The organism is Streptomyces sp. NPDC102451, from assembly GCF_044765485.1.
Taxonomy (GTDB): Bacteria; Actinomycetota; Actinomycetes; order Streptomycetales; family Streptomycetaceae; genus Streptomyces.
In genome coordinates, this window is the sequence record NZ_JBIWKD010000010.1 from 120,448 (window position 1) to 136,142 (window position 15,695).

6 protein-coding genes are annotated in these 15,695 nt (G+C 68.8%); 2 read left to right on the top strand and 4 right to left on the bottom strand.

Annotated elements, in window-relative coordinates; all coding sequences use genetic code 11:
• Window positions 1-168 precede the first annotated feature (168 nt).
• Window positions 169-663, top strand: a complete 495-nt coding sequence (locus tag ACIRD8_RS22925) for a phospholipase (protein WP_403994460.1) — start codon at window positions 169-171, stop codon at window positions 661-663.
• A gap of 178 nt (window positions 664-841) precedes the next feature.
• Here ACIRD8_RS22925 and drmC read toward each other — a convergent pair whose 3' ends face one another.
• The 3 genes from drmC to drmA are packed head-to-tail and all read right to left on the bottom strand — an operon-like array spanning window position 842 to window position 7,310.
• Window positions 842-1,603, bottom strand: a complete 762-nt coding sequence (gene drmC / locus ACIRD8_RS22930) for a DISARM system phospholipase D-like protein DrmC (protein ID WP_403994463.1) — start codon at window positions 1,601-1,603, stop codon at window positions 842-844.
• Window positions 1,600-3,492: a DrmB family protein gene (drmB, locus tag ACIRD8_RS22935; RefSeq protein ID WP_403994466.1), complete on the bottom strand. Its 1,893-nt coding sequence runs from the start codon at window positions 3,490-3,492 to the stop codon at window positions 1,600-1,602. Before drmB ends, drmC begins: the two co-directional genes overlap by 4 nt.
• A complete protein-coding gene (gene drmA, locus ACIRD8_RS22940; RefSeq protein ID WP_403994469.1) occupies window positions 3,489-7,310 on the bottom strand; it encodes a DISARM system helicase DrmA in 3,822 nt (1,273 codons plus the stop codon). The genes drmB and drmA overlap by 4 nt, the downstream gene beginning before the upstream one ends.
• Window positions 7,311-7,502: 192 nt before the next feature.
• Here drmA and ACIRD8_RS22945 point away from each other — a divergent pair, with 192 nt between their 5' ends.
• Window positions 7,503-9,674 carry a UvrD-helicase domain-containing protein gene (locus ACIRD8_RS22945; protein ID WP_403994471.1) on the top strand — a complete coding sequence of 724 codons (2,172 nt, stop codon included), beginning with the start codon at window positions 7,503-7,505 and terminating at the stop codon, window positions 9,672-9,674.
• Between the two features lie 57 nt (window positions 9,675-9,731).
• Here ACIRD8_RS22945 and ACIRD8_RS22950 read toward each other — a convergent pair whose 3' ends face one another.
• Entirely contained in the window at window positions 9,732-15,440 is a 5,709-nt protein-coding gene (locus ACIRD8_RS22950) for an AAA domain-containing protein (RefSeq protein ID WP_403994474.1), read from the bottom strand.
• Window positions 15,441-15,695: the final 255 nt, after the last annotated feature.

Below are 15,695 nucleotides of genomic sequence, written 5' to 3' on the forward strand. Positions count from 1 at the left end.
GCCCCGGGGAGGCACGCACCCGCGGCCCCCGGCGCAGCTGAACTCCTGGCGTCCAATTGACGAAGACGCTAGGCATGACAGGTCCATGACGTCATTCTGGGAGCGGCCTCGCGAGACCCGCGAGGAGTACGGACGGCCCAACCCCCTTCCACTCACCGGAGGTTGCTCATGCGTCGCCGATTCGCCGCCCCGCTCGCCACACTCGCCCTGTCGCTCCCGCTCGCCCTCGTACCTGCCGCTTCCGCCTCGGCCGCCCCGTCGGACAAGCCGCAGGTCCTCAGCTCCTGGACCCAGACGAGCGCCTCCAGCTACAACGCGTGGAACTCCGCCCGCAACAACCAGGGCGCCTGGGCCGCGTACGGCTTCGACTGGTCGACGGACTACTGCAGCACCTCCCCCGACAACCCGTTCGGCTTCCCCTTCCAGACGGCCTGCGCCCGCCATGACTTCGGCTACCGCAACTACAAGGTCGCCGGCACATTCCCCGCGAACAAGTCCCGGATCGACTCCGCGTTCTACTCGGACCTCAAGCGCGTGTGCGCGGCCTACTCCGGCGCCAAACTGACCTCGTGCAACGGCACGGCCTGGACGTACTACCACGCCGTGGACATCTTCGGCGTGGCCCCGGCCAAGTCGACGCCCGACAGATCCGGGGCCGCCTGACCGTCACCGTCGTGCCCCTGACAAGGACGGGGCCTGAAGCCGCTGTTGCAGCGGCCTCAGGCCCCTCGTCGATACGAGAACCTGAAAGGAGGCAGAGGCCACTTCCGGTGGCATCAGCAAGCTCCCGCAGCGCACGGCTCCCGGGGCGGGCAGCGGCCAGTCTGCGCATGGCGTCGTCTCACACGAGATGTCGCAGTATCCCTCGGCGCTGCAGTTCCGCGATGTGCTCGGCAGCCCGTCGCGGCGCTTCCCCGCCACGTATCAGGACACCTGCCTCGATATTGCGTCGGGCGGCGGACCCCGTGAGGTTCGCACTGCCCAGGAAGAGCACCCGTCGGTCGGCGACGGCGAGTTTGGCGTGCTGACGTGAGGCGGGCCCGGCAGCGGGGTCGCGTACCCAGTGCCAAAGGTTCAGTCCGGGTATCGATGCAAATGCACCGGCCGGTTCCCGGCCCGTCAGAAGACCACGCGCACCTGCCAGCGTCTCCACCACCACATGGACCCGCACCCCTCTGGCCGTGGCCTCGGTCAGGGCCCGTGTCAGTGCCGGGTAGGGGCGGGCCGCGTATGTCATCGCGAGCAGTTCGTCCCGGGATTCGTCGATGACCTCGACCAGAACCTGGGCCGTCGCCCGCACGGGCACCCCGGGGGTGGAGGGGCCGCTCCACACCGTTGCCACCCGGACCGCGTCCCGTGCGCGCAGTTGCGCCGCGACATACCCCCGCAGGTAGGCCGCCGCCTCTGCGGCGCGCAACTCGTCCGCCTCCAGGCTCTCGTACATCTCGGCGACGGTTTCCCGGACTGCGGGCGTGGCCAGTTCCGTCAGAACCCGTTCCTTGCTGTGTCCTCGGGCCAGCATCCCGGCCAGGTCCTTGGTGCGAGAAGGGCCGAGAGCCACGGCCGCCGCCGCGGCCGCGGCTTCGAACCTGCGCCGGCTCATGGCAGCAGAGCGACCGGCGTGAGCACCTGGTCCTTGTCGCCGGCGAGGGGTACGAGGAAGCGGCGGTCGAGGAACCGATTGCCGCGCTCACATGTGGTCTCGGAGACGAAGAGGCAGATGTGGCAGGCAGCTCCGTGCAGGAAGTCCGCAGGATCGTGCGGCAGCCTCTCCGAGCACAGCGGGTCGCCCGAGCAGTGGGACGCGTCCCCCAGCGCCCGGCGGACGATACGGCCGAACTCCCGCTCCTCCGCGAGCGAGACGAGGCCGCCCAGGGTGCCTTCGGAGTCCGGCACGGCGGTGTAGATGAGGATGCCTGTCCTCGGGTCCTCCTCGGTCCCCGCGTAGATCCGCTCGGCGAGGGAGGCCGAGTTGTAGCCGCACTCCAGCGCGATGGTACGGATCAGCAAGTGGGAGAGAGTGTGCAGAGCGATGTAGCGTGCCCCGGGCCAGCCGTGCAGGGGGTCGAAGTCACTGGTCTTGCGGTCCGACCTGCGGTTGGTACGGAAGCGGCCGAAGGCTTCCCGATGGGCCTCCATCTGCGAGGAGTTCTCCACCCTCGCCACCCATTCGGCCATGAGTCCGTCGTGAACCCGCAGGAAGATGCCCTCACCGCGCACTTCACTGGCCGGCACCCAGTTCTGCGCGGTGCGGGAGAGACGCACCTCCTGGCCGATTTCCGGCGACTCCGGGTCGGGCGCGTCGAGCCGGGTGAAGCCGATCAACGCACGTGCCTCGCGGAGGCGTTCGACCTGCCGAACGTCACAGAACAGCTCGTCAAGTGGCGAGGGCACGGGCACCTGCCGCAGGGCGAAATCGTCGCTCGGCTGTGGGACAGGACCGGAGAGGGCATCCCATTCCGGGCCGTACAGACCCGCCTGGACATCCGGTGCCGAGGGAGCGGCCCCCTCGGCACCCTCCTTTCGGGCCGCGATGGCGGCGACGACCGCATCGGCATCGAACTCCTTCAGGAACCCGAACTTGGCCATGCCGGCCATGAAGTCGAACTGGGCGCGTTCCCCGATGACCTGAAGATCCGGCCAGTGGTTCTCGAGAAGCTTGTCGATGTCGCCCCCCTGTCCCTTCGGCAGCGCGAGAGCGCTGAGGACCAGTGGGAACCACTGGTTCGACGCACCGGCAACCATCAATACAGCCCCCTGGGTGCAGCCGTTCGACTCGAAGGAACCCAGGTGCGGATGGCGCCCCCGACACCGGGGCAGGTTACGGCGGCCCCGTTCTCCCATCGCCTCGCGGATATTGCGCTTGGCGGCGCAGGCGACGCATTCGATGGTGACATTGGCCGCCTGGTTGCCACCGTGGTCCTTCATACGCAGTTTGGGACGAGCGGTCTTCGAGCAGCTCTGACCGTGGTGGACGTACGCCGTGTACGGGAACTCGTCCAGGTGTCCGGCGGTACAGACGAGGGTGAAGCGGGCCGCGACGGCGAGGGGCTTGCTCTTCTTGCAGTCATGGACGAACTTCGCCTCGTGCGGGGTGCGCGGATTGGAGTTGATGAAGGCGAACTCACCCGAGTCGACAGCTGCCAGAACATTGCACGCCGTGCATCGCAGCCACTGTGGGAACGGAGTGACGGGAACACCGATCCCCTGCGCGGCCCACCCCTTGGGGTCGCTGTCCCCGCCCTCCAGCCAGGGGGCGGACCGCAACTGCTCGATCTCGTTGCGCCCGTAGCGCTGGAGCGAACGGTTGGCGGCGGCTCGCAGACGGGGCTCATCGATGTCGTAGTCGGTGACCCCGGAGTAGCTCCAGAAGTCGAGCCCCTTGACCAGGACGGAGAAGTTGGGAAGGTCGACGAGGGAACCGATGCCCGTGGTGAACATGAGGTGGCTGGGGCGGACAGCGCCCACCCGGCGGTTGGAGTTGTGGCTCATCGCTGTCCCTTTCCGGTTGCGCCGGTTGTGGTGGGTCCGTATTCGTCGCTGTCCACGACACCCGTTTCGTCGGAGTCCGAGTCGGTGCCGGCCGCACCGAAATTCCACTCGGGCCCTGCACCCGCGGGTTCGTCGAGGAACGCGCCGCCGCCGGGCAGGAGCATGTTGATCTCGTTCTCCGTCTCACGCATGGACATACCGACGGTGAGTTCGGTCCACTGCGAGCCGTCGGCCCGTCGCAGGAGTCCGTTCACAATCGTGTTCTTGCGCTTCTCCCGCCGGTAGCCGAGAGCCGCGCTGCTCTCGTCCCGTTTGCGGCGCCATTCGTCCTTGAGCCGGTCCAGGCGTTCGCCGAGGTACTCACGGGCACGTTCCTGGCCGACCCTTTCGGCGCGGTCCAGGAACCGGCGTTCCACCTCTGCAGCGAGCGGTCCGTCAAGGTCGACCACCTGGGCGTCCAGATTGCGGGAGGTCTCGTCCGCCGCCTGGCGCAGCGCGGCAACGTAGGTGGCGGCCACTCCCCGGTCCAGGGACCGGCGGGTGAACGGCGTGACGGAGAGGGCTTCGACCTGCCGGTAGAACGTTGCGTGGTAATGCTCGAAGTCCTCGTAATGCGCGAGGTCGCGCGGGCGTGCCCAGTTGTAGAGGGTGACAACGAGGCCGGGGCGTCTGGCGTCACGGCCGACACGTGAGGACGCCTGAATGTATTCGGCGGTGTTCTTGGGCTGACCGACGACGAGCATCAGTCCGAACCGTGAAACGTCTACGCCGACCTGCAGCATGGAGGTGGCGAGAGCGACGTCCACGGCCTGACGGGCGAGGGGAGTCATCGATGCCCGGGGCTCACGCTTCTCCTTGATGGCGGTGGCGTATTCGCGCAGAAACGCGCGTCGCCGCTCGGATGTGTCGCGTTCCGGATCGAAGCCGGTCTCCAGCCGCTTGAGTGCGGCGCCGATGTCGGCGGAGGAGATGCGTGATGTCAGCTCCTGGATGCTGAGCATCCCAGCCTTGCTGACGATGCGGTCGGACAGGGTGTCGTGCCCTTTACGGCTGCCGTTGGAGCGCACCCGGGTGGTGATGTCGTCATCCATGTACCGGCGCATACCGGCGAGTTCACGGGTCGCGTTGAAGTAGCCGACGAGAGTCATGTACGGATCGGCGGGCTTGCCGTAGTCGTCGAAGAGCTGCTGTCCGGCCAGCAGCAGGATCTCGGCAACCTTGATCTCGGCGGCCTTGAGGCGGGTCCCGTGGGCGCACACTCCGAGATAGCGCCTGCCGGGGTTCTCACGACTGAGCTCGACCTGCCGGGAGAAGAACGTGTCGCCGACGTCCAGGACCTGCGGCGGAAAGACAGCGACCTTACGACCGAAGACCCCGAGCACCTGGTCCGCAGCCCGTTTGGTGGTCGCCGTGGAAGCGACGATCTTGGGGCCGGCCTCGCACTGCCTGCCCTGGGCATCGGTGAAGCTCCAGGTGCACAGCTGGTCGATGGCGGACTCGAACAGACCGACAGTGGTGCCGAGGGCGCCGGAGATCAGGTGGAGCTCGTCCTGGATGATCAGGTCCGGCGGCCGTAGACGGGTGACGGGGTGTGCGGTGACACCGGGCAGGTCGCCCTTGGCGTGGTGGCGGCTTCCGCAGCCGGTCCTGGCATCCAGGTCCTCGTGCCGGTAGCCATGGCGCGGGCAGATCTCGGTGACGCGCCCGAACAGGAGACCGGCGTACCCGTTCCAGGGAAGCTGGGCGAACTTGTCGACGGTGGCGATCAGCAGCGACGGCGCGAGCCGGTAGATCTCCTCGTCGACCGTGAGGACCGGAATGCCCTCGCCCGGGGACTCCAGCCTCGAGAAGGGGCATCGGTCGGCGCCTTCGCCGCGCGGGCAGTACAACAGGACCCGACGCCTGGCCTCGTCGTACTCCATGTGGGAGCGGGCCGTCAGACCGCTGCCGCACCACGGGCAGGTGAGGACCTGAAGGACCCGGGCGTGTTTGTCGCTGGCGCTCTCGCGAGCGCCCGCAATCTGTTCCTTGGCCTCGTCGAACCAGTTGGGCGAGACGGAGGTCCCTACCCACAGTCCGATACGGAACGGAGTGGCGCCCCAGCGCACGTCCCGGGCGAACTCCTCCCGGCGCAGCACCTCGCAGGCCGCGACGAGAGCGGCGGCGCGCTGGAACTGCTGGGCGGTCAGCAGCCGCAGCGTATAGCGCATGAGTACGCCGACGCCGGCCTCCCCGCTGCGGGCCTGGGTCCCGGAGCCGACGGTGCCCTGCAGGCGGCGCAGGGCGAAGGTGTACGCGGCGAGTCCGAGGTATGCCTCGGTCTTGCCACCGCCGGTCGGGAAGAACAGCAGGTCTACCAGGGCTTCGCGACCCGTTCCACGGTGCGGGTGGCCCGGTGTGCTGAGAGAGGCGAGGTTGAGCAACACGAAAGCAATCTGGAACGGGCGCCAGCTGGCTCCTTCCTTGCCCTTGTCGTACACCTCGTCGCGAGTCTCCTGGTAGGAAGCGTTGTCGTCCTCACGGCCGCCTCTGGCGGCCGCGATCGCAGTGTTTCGGCGCTGGAGAGCCATGGCCCGGTTGGCGAACCGGAACGCGGCCAGCGCGGTGTCGTCGGCGGCGAGTGTGTCTATGCCCAGGGTGATGCGGTCGCAGATCTCCAGGGCCTGCTCGATGGCGACGAGTGCCGATTCGCGCAGGTCGTCGGGGAGCGAACGGGCGCTGTGGCGCTGCTGATCGAGCCAGGTGGCGTAGCCGTCGGCCAGGGGGGCGAGAGCAGCGCTCAGTTCGCTGCGGCGCCCAGGTACCGCGAGCTCGGCCAACTCGTCCATGCCCAGCTCCAGGCCGCGCAGCAGGTCGAGGTCCTGGGCTGTGGGAGCAGTCGTGGCCCGGACGTCGTACTCGGGCAGCCAGGTGGTGCTGAGCCGGTGCGCGTTACGTTCGCCTTCACGTACGTGGGCGTGCACGGCGGCGTTACGGCCCTTGGCGTGGCTGAGGCTGTCCCGGTACAGGAGACGCAGGCGGCGGTCCTCGGGATCTTCGGGGGCGTTGCCGCGGTTCGCCGGATCGAGGGGGTCGTCGACGGGGAAGAACACCGCTGCCTGGTCGTCGGGGAAGGCCGTGACCTCCAGGGACACCTGGAAGAGCCAGCGGGCGTCACGGGCCTCGCGGCTGTCCTCCTGTCCGTTCACCAGGGCGAGTTCGACGACGCGCAGGGCTTCGCCGTCGCCCGCACTGTGGTGACGCACCTGTACGTCCAGGACGACGGCTCCGTCGAGGGTCACAGTCCGCCCGGCCGCACCGGAGACATCGATGTCGACCGGATACTCCACCGGCTCCCGCGACCACACCTTATGGGCCGTGCCCTGGTCGGTGGCCTTCTCGGACTGGGTGTAGCGGCCCCAACGGGCGGTGACGCTGAGCGTGCCGACCGAGGCGGGGACGGTGAAGGAGAGGCCCATGGACGAGGCCCAGATATGACCGGCCGCTTGTGGGGTCAAGTGGTCCCGGGGTTCGCTGTCATCGCTCCCCCTGCTCTCGTCTCCGGATTCGCTGTCCGCGCTCTGCGCGGCGGCCAGCGCGATCCGGTCCGCCGTCGTGGCGTGAGGCCGCGGGCCGAGCATGCCGACGAGGTAGCGGTCACGGGGGCCTGACGAGTACCGGGGAAGCGTCTCGGTCTCACCGTCCCACGGTCCCAGCAGGTCACGTCGGATGTAGGTGACGAGTCCGTCCCGCACGGCGTAGGAGTCACCGGAGAGAAAGGTCTGCGGCACTTCGTCGAGCGGGTGCGGGACGGCGGCCGGGTCGGGCTGGGCCGGCATGTGGTGGGTCCTTTCGGACGAGGGCCGGTGAAGTGGTGAGCATACAACAACAGCACGACGAATATAGATCGTTGACTCAGTTCACACAACAGTCGCCCACGTCCTCGCCCCGCCCTGCGTGGAGTCTCTACTCTGGTCCTCGACAGCCCACCGACAACCGGTCACCGGCCATCCCGCGATCTGAGGACGCCCATGCCCCGACTCGCCCTCTCCGACGACTTCGTCGCGGACCTCATCGCCCTGCAGAGACCTGTTCAGAAGGAGGTGAAAGACGCGATCCAGATGTTCCGGAGCCTGACCGTCCCGCAGCTCCACGCAAGCAAGGGCATGCATCTGGAGAAGCTGGAGCAGGCGCACGACAAGCGGATCCGCACGATTCGCATCACCAAGTCCTACCGCGGTGTCCTGCTCGCACCCGACGACGGCAGCGAACTGTTCACGCTGCTGCGCGTCGCCCCGCACGACGAGGCGATCAACTGGGCCTGCAAGCGCGCATACTCCGTCAACGGTGCCACCGGCGGCCTCGAAGTACGCAACGTCGAGGCCCTGGAGCAGATGGAGACGTATTTTGAGACCAAGGCGGTCGCTGCCCCCACCCGCCTCTTCGACCAGCACTCGGACACCGTGCTGCGCGATCTGGGCATCGACGACCAGGTTCTGCGCCTCGCCCGGGTCTGCCTCACCGCCGACGACCTGACGGTCATGGCGCCGCCCATGATGCCCGCCGACCAGTACGAGGTGCTGGAGTACCTGGCGGCCGACTATGCGGTCCAGGACGTGTGGGAACAGCTGATCGCCTCGCGCGGCCAGACGGTCCGCACGGCCGGGGACCGGCCCGCCGTCACTCTCACCGAAGCGATTCTCAACAGCCCGGACCGCATCGTGGAGGTCACGGGTCCCGGCGAGCTGGAGCGCATCCTCACCGAGGACCTGACGCGATGGCGCATCTTCCTCCACCCCGCCCAGAAGCGGTACGCCTACCATCCGGGCTTCAACGGACCCGCTCAGGTCACAGGCGGCCCCGGCACCGGCAAGACGGTGGTCGCCCTGCACCGCGTCCGCCACCTGCTGCGCACCGGGCGCGACGACGACCGGATATTGCTGACCACCTTCACCAACGCCATGGCCTCCGCACTGCGGAGCAGCCTCGCGCTCCTGCTCGGCGAGTCGGACGCGCACCTCCTCCAGCGCGTCGACGTGACCACCGTGGACTCACTCGCCGCACGCGTCCTCCGAGAGTCACGCGGCAATGCTCCCCGGCCGCTCACGGGCGCCGCGGAGAAGAGCGCCTGGACGCGGGCCACCGCTCGCGAGGACCTGCCCTGGTCCGAACAGTTCCTGGCCCAGGAATTCCGCAACGTCGTCCTCGCTCAGGGGCTCCGCACGCCTGAGGAGTATCTGCGCTGTGTGCGGCGGGGGCGCGGCACACAGGTGGGGCGGGTGCAGCGGGCTCGGCTCTGGCGCGTGATGGAACGCTTCGCGGCCGACCTGTCCTCCCGGGAGTCGGCGACGTACACGCAACTGTGCGACCAGGCCGCTCGGTGCCTGGACGGCACCGGTCCCCGCTACCGCCACGTGGTCGTGGACGAGGCGCAGGATCTCCATCCCGCGCAGTGGCGTGTGCTGCGCGCGTGTGTGGCGCCGGGGCCCGACGACATGTTCCTGGTCGGCGACCCCCACCAGCGGGTCTACGACTCCCGGGTCTCGCTGCGCTCACTGGGCATCCATGTCAGGGGCCGGACCTCCCGGCTGCGGCTCAACTACCGCAGCACGGAGGAGATCCTGCGCTGGTCGGCCTCCCTTCTGGACGGGCATCCGGTGGGCCGTCTCGGCGAGGACGACGATGAGGACGCCGGCCGCGACTCACTGCGTGGATACCGGTCCCAGCTGCACGGCCGGATTCCGTCGGCCCGCGGTTACGACAGCCAGGAAGAAGAACTCAGGGCACTGACCGAACAGATCCGGACCTGGATCGACAAGGACGGCGTGAAGCCCTCCGAGGTCGCGGTGTGCGCACGGTTCAACACCCTCGTCGACGCGGTCATCGCTCGTCTGCGCCGGGAGGGCATCGGCGCGGTCGCGGTCAAGGACGACCCGGGCCCCGGGGTGTCCGGGGTCAGGGTGGCCACCATGCACGCCATGAAGGGGCTGGAGTTCCGGTGTGTGGGCGTCGTCGGGGTGACGTCCAAGGTGCTGCCGTTCGCGCAGCAGGTGACTCCCGCCGAGGTGGACCCGGTCCAGCACCAGTCGGACCTGCTGGCGGAACACTGCCTGCTCTTCGTGGCCTGTACGCGGGCCCGCGACGCGCTGTCGGTCTCATGGAGCGGGCAGCGCAGCCTGATGCTCGACCCGGTCGCCGGCTGAAAGGTGCGACCGAGCCGCTGTTCACCCGCCCGGGCGGGTGAACAGCGGCTCCACAGGTCAGGCCCGAATCTCGCGGACGACCACGCGATGCGCCTTGTCATCGGAAGCGTTGTAGGAGAGGTCGCGTCCCGCTCGCTGCCACATGAGGGCGAGCCCGAGCGGCGACGAGGGAGACACGATGTCCGCTCCGGCCGTGGGAAGTTCGGCGATCGTGTACAGCGTGTCCTCATCGACCTGGCCATCGAGTTCGAGGACGAGCAACGCACCGGGAACGACCACCTGGGGTGCGCCGATGCCACCGCCCACAGCTACCGCGTCGAGGAACGCCCGCAGAAATGCGAGGCGTTTGACGCGGCGATCGCGCTGATCGGCCTGCGTCCGGCGCAGAAACACCAGCTTGGCGGCGTCGAGGCCCTGGGGGGTGTCGTCGGGAGCGTCGACCGTGGCCTGCAACTGCTGCATCTCGCGGACCAGCCGCTGGAAGGCGGCGGCCGGGATCTCCTGGACGGGGAAGGACCCCGGGGTGATACGGGGACCGCCGCTGCACTCCGGAACCTCGGGAGCGACGGCGGCCGGTGCCGGAACCACGGGCTCGGGTGCAGGCTCCGGTTCCGGCTCGGTGACCTCGGCCGCCTCCCGTGCGTCCCCGTCCTCGACGGCCGGCGCCTCTTCACTGAGCGGCTCGCCGACCGGGCCGTCAACCGTCGACTCGCTGACCGGCTCGATTCCCAGCCGCTCCAGCTCCGCCCACAGCGGGGACAGCGCCTGCTTTCGGTCCAGGTGGAACCGGCTACCGCGAATGCGTACGAATGTCCAGTCCACCCGCTCCAGATCGCGCTGGCGGGCAGCCGCGGTCGAGGCGTCCTCGCCCTCCGCGAACGTGTCGCCGTCGCAGGCCACTGCCAGGCGGCGCGTACCACCTTCGACAACCAGATCGATGGCGTGACGACCCACCCGGTAGCCGGGGCGAACGCGGTAGTCACGCCTCGTCAGCTCCAGGTACACCTGCTGCTGGAAGAGACTGTCGAAGGCCTCGTGCCGTACATCGGGCAGCACCTCCCCGTCGACCGTGGCGGTCTCCTCCTCCGCGGGCCGGGTGAGGTGGTCGAGCCACCGACGGCGCAGGTCGTTCTCATGGAACTGCTCGATCCGGGCGCTGTGGAACACCCACAGCTGGTCCTGGGCACGCGAGGCGGCCACATTGAGGCGCTGCTCGTAGGTCTTCCCGGTGAAGCCTCCGGGCACGGTCCCGGCAGCCGTGGTGGGCGAGTTGACGCACGAGATGAAGATGACGTTGCGCTCGTCACCCTGGAAGTCCTCGGCATCACCGACCCTGATGCGCCGCTCCTCCCGCTGCTCGTAATCGAGGCGCTCGGCCAGCAGGTTCTCCAGCTCGGACAGGTGTGCCTTGCTTCCGCGGAGGCTGATGACGCCCATGGTCTTCCCGTCGTACGCGGGATCCGCGCAGCAGCGCACGATCTCGGCCACGAGCGTCTCGGCCTCGGCGATATTGGCCAGCCGGCTGTTGGCACCGAGGGCCTCGCCGTCACCGACGTACACGGTGCGTACGGGCGGCAGCCGATGGGCACCGTACTGTCGCAGAGGCTGCAGCCGTTCGTTGTAGCAGAGCTCGTTGGAGAAGGAGATGATCTCCGGCATGCACCTGAAGTGCTCCTTGAGCATCAGGGTGCCGCGGCCCGCCGACAGTGCCTCGGTGAGGTCGAAGAAGCTGGACTCGGGCCCGAAGAGGCTGCGGACGTCCGCGTCGAGTCCGGTGAGCAACCGATCCCGGAGGTGGAAGTACTCGTCCTGCTTGAGTCCGACATTGGAGGGGCTGACCTGCTTGCTGTCGCCGACGACGACCATGCGGTCGGCGAGCCAGCTGAGCAGCATGGCCTCGAGGCCGGACTGGCTGGCCTCGTCGACGATGACGACGTCGAACATGCCGGGCCGGTCCATCGGCACGGTCTCCGCGACCTGGTGCAGGGGCATGATCCATGCGGGTACGGCGGTCTGGGCCTTACGCAGAGCGGCCTGGGCGTCACGCCGGTAGCGGTGCTGGTACTTGCCCTTGATCCGCCGGGCAGCCTGCTGATAGGCGCTGAGCGCACGCGACTGGTCGCCGGTGAGCAGTCCCAGGCAGCGGTGCCAGGCGCGTGCCGCGGCCAGACGCGCGAGCATGATGCGAGCTTCGTCGTCGGCCTCGGTGAGCTGTTTGCGCAGGATGCGCTCGGCGTCAGGGTCGGTGAGTCGTTCCATGCGCTCGTGCCAGGCGGACCAGGCCCAGGCCTCGGCCAGGGTGGCGAGCCGCTCGTCCCAGCTCGGATCCTCGGGCGTTGCCGTGATCCTTTCGGCCAGCGAGGGGAAGGCTTCCTGGCCGCGAAGGAGTGCCGCGTGCTGTTCGGCGCGAATCCGGGCAGCCTCACGGACCTCGGCGATCTCCTGGCTGAATTCCCGGTAACCTTCCGGGTTCCGGGCGCGGACGGCATCGAGGGCACGTTCCACCGCAGGCGAGACACCGGGCCGGTCGCTCCAGGCGCGCAGCAGCTCTTCGGTGGCCGCGATGACCCGTCGCGACCGCTCGGCCGCGCGGAGCGTGGTCGCCGCACGCAGCAGCGCCCGTACGGCACTTTCGACAGCCTGGTCGTGCCAGGGCGCGACGGAGAGTTCCGATGAGGTGGCGGCGGCCGTGAGCACATCGGTGCGCGCTGCCGCGACAGCGAGAAGTGCCTCGAGCGCCTCGGCCTCCTGCCGCAGCCGGGCGATCCGGGGGCCGTGGCCCTGCCAGGGCGCCGCAGGCGTTCCCCACTCGGACTCGACCTGGGCGAGGCGCAGTTCAAGTCGAACACGGGCCAGCACGACGGCGACCGTACCGGCGTCCTCGGGTGCGCGACCGTCGACGCGGACTGCCTCCACGAAGGGGCCCACGGTCTTGGACAGCTTCGAGCGCATGCCCAGCGTGCCCCGCAGTTTCTGCCCCTGCCGCAGTCCGTCGTGCAGCGCCGTGGCCTGGCCGAGCGCAGCGACAGGATCGTACTGCTCCAGTCCGCTGACCATCGCGTTGCCCATGGCCGAGAGCGACGCGTCGGCGACGGCGAGAGCCTCGTTCACAGCGGCGTATCTGCTGCGGGTCTGCCAGTCCTGACCTGCGCTGACCTCACGCAGGAGCGCGATGGCCCACTCACCGGCCGGAGCAGCGAGGGCACCCGCCCGCACACGAGCCCCCGCGAAGGCGTCGAGAGCGACCGAGACCCGCTTCTGCTCGTCTTCGCCGAGGCTCCGCACCGCCGTGTCGTACTGCTGGCTCAGTGCGTCCTGTCTCACGGCCGCATGCGCCTCTTCGGCGGAGCGCACGACCTCGACGGCGTCCTCGAAGTCGCCCGGGCCAGGCAGCTCGGAGGGACCGGGAACCTCGGCGGCGAGCGCCCGGTGGTGCGGTGTGAACGCCCGGGTGGTGTGCAGGACCCTCAGCGCGTCCTCAGCACTCAGGGCCGGCTGTTCCTGCGGGACCCGTCCGATCCAGTCATACGTTCCCGTCTCGGCGGCAAGTCGCTCGGCGATCTTCTGGAGGCTCCCGCAGTAGTCGCCGATGTCCGCCTCGAAGCGGTGGGTCTCCTGCTGTCGCAGCACGGCGAGGTCGCGCAGCATGGCCTGTTGCGCGGACCGGGCACCGGCGAGCCGGGCCTGCAGCGTCCGGATCTCACGCTGCGATGCCTTCGGGTCATATCCCGCGTACTCGCTGAGGATCTTGGATACAGACGCCTCCAGTTCGCGCTGTGCGGCGGCACCGTCCTCGGTGCGGCTCACGCACAGGTCTCGCACGGACTCGGGCAGCTTGTCCCGCAGGACACGCAGCGCGCGCGGGGTGTGGCTGGTGATCAGGACGCGCTTGCCCTGTGCCAACAGGTCGGTCACCAGGTTGGCGATGGTGTGTGTCTTTCCGGTCCCGGGCGGGCCCTGGACGACGACGAGCCTGTTGGCTCGCAGTCGCTCGGCGATGGTGCGCTGCTCCTCGTTCGCGGGGAGCGCGAAGTACATCTCGCCGCTGTCGGTCTGTATCCCGTCATCGAGTGCCGCCGCGAGGCCGGCCGCGGTGAGAGCCCCGTCACGACCTGCGATGTAGCCGAGCAGCTCGGTCGGGGGCGTGCCGCCGTCGATCTGCCGGGCGATGGCTTTGAGGGCGTCCAGGGTGGAACGCCGATTCCGCTCGCGCAGGACGAGAGCCGGAGTGAGACCGACGTGCGGCACCTCCAGGTCGCGGGGCCTGACGCGCCCAATGGCCTGCGTATAACTCCCGGCGCTGTGGGCGGCGTTGACCCAGCTGCGCAGAGCGGTGTGCACAGCGTCGAGATGTACGGGATCGGTGGCGTCCGAGGCACCTTCGAGGACCCCGACGATCTCTTCCCGTACGGGGCCCGGGACATGCTGCGCGCCATCGAGCATGCCCTCTTCGAGCTCCATACCGACACCGGTCGGGTCGGGGGCAACGGTGAGCGTGCCTGTCGACGGATCGAGCTGGACGGCCGCCCGGTGGGTGACAAGGTGCCGCTCCACACGCTGGCCACCGGTGGTCTCCCAGGTCAGCCGACCGAATCCGAGGACGAGTTCGTACGCCTCACCGAGATTCGCGGCATCCTCGTGCATCTTGTGGAGCCGGTCGTAGAGCCTGACGAGTGGATCGATCGCCCGGCGTCGCTCCGCCCAGCCGGCCCATTCCTGTTCCCAGGCCGCGTACAGCTTCTCGATCTTCTCCCGCTTCGGGTGGGCTTCCAGTTCGTGGTACGTCTTCTCGAGCGGGGTCCCCTCGGACCAGTCGGGGAATTGAGGCTCGATCCGCCGGCGCAGATGCGGGGCACGGGGCTGCTTGAAGTCCCGGATCCGGGACTCGTCCACCCAGGGAGCGAGCAACGGCTTCAGCTGGGGAGCGTCCTCGCGCTGCGGCCGCACGACGGTCAACCAGGCCGGAGCATCGGTCGACAGTGTCCCGTCGATCATCACGGCGACACCGGGATCATCCGGGAGCTCCTCGAACCACACGGCCCCCGCCGCCCCGTCGAGAGTACGGACGGGCCTGGCCTTGGACTCCTCGGCTTCGGCAAGGAAGCGGAAGATCTGCCGGACACGCGCGGCGTCGGTCTCCACTGCGGACAGGAAGGGGGCCGACAGGGGGGCACTCGGCCGGACGACGTAGTCACCGGAGACATCGGGTTCCAGGGCCGTCGGCTCCGTCGCGTCGAACAGCGACCGCTGTCCGTCGCCGAAAAGGACGGCCTGGTCGGGCAGCCGTGCAGGTGCGGTCCGGGCAGCGGGCACCCGGGGATCTGCGGGGCGTGACTCACCCGCCGTCGTGAAGGTGAGGCTTTCCCGCCCGTCTTCGAACCGCACCTCGAAGTCCAGCTCACCGGCCGTGCCGGCCGGAATGCTGTACGCCCAGGTGGCCGAGGCCCGCCGTCCGGTGCGCAGGGTTCCGTCCAGCTCGTCATCGAGCTCTTCCGTACGGTAGTCGTGCACCTGCCGGGCGGACTTCCCGTACTGTCCGCCACGGACGGCGAGACGGATCCCGCTCACGTCAAAGGGCTCACCCGTTCCGTTGCTCAGGTACAGGGTGCACCGGATGAGGTCGTCACCCTGCCGGTACCCGTGGGAGTCCTCGGCGTCCACCAGCTCGTACGGCACGACATCGTCGACCCTGACGCTCAACCCGTCGTCGTACCGATGCACGGAACCGACCGGCTGAATGCCGTCGCTCAGCATGCTCTCGCTCACACGCCACCCCACTGCTACTGAGGGCCGCCCGACAAGGTGGCCACTTGTGAAATCCCGCCCCGGCCACCCGGAGCGTCGGTCCTGCACGCGCCCGCCTCGGGTGTGAACTCAGCACACGCCGGGAGCGTATCAGGAGACACGCCATGCGGAAGGCTCAGCCGGAACGTCGCGAACCTCGCGACCCCACCGCCACCTCAAGACACGTGAACGCTAGCAGTTTTATATTGACTCAGTTCACAGACACGGGCAAGCTGT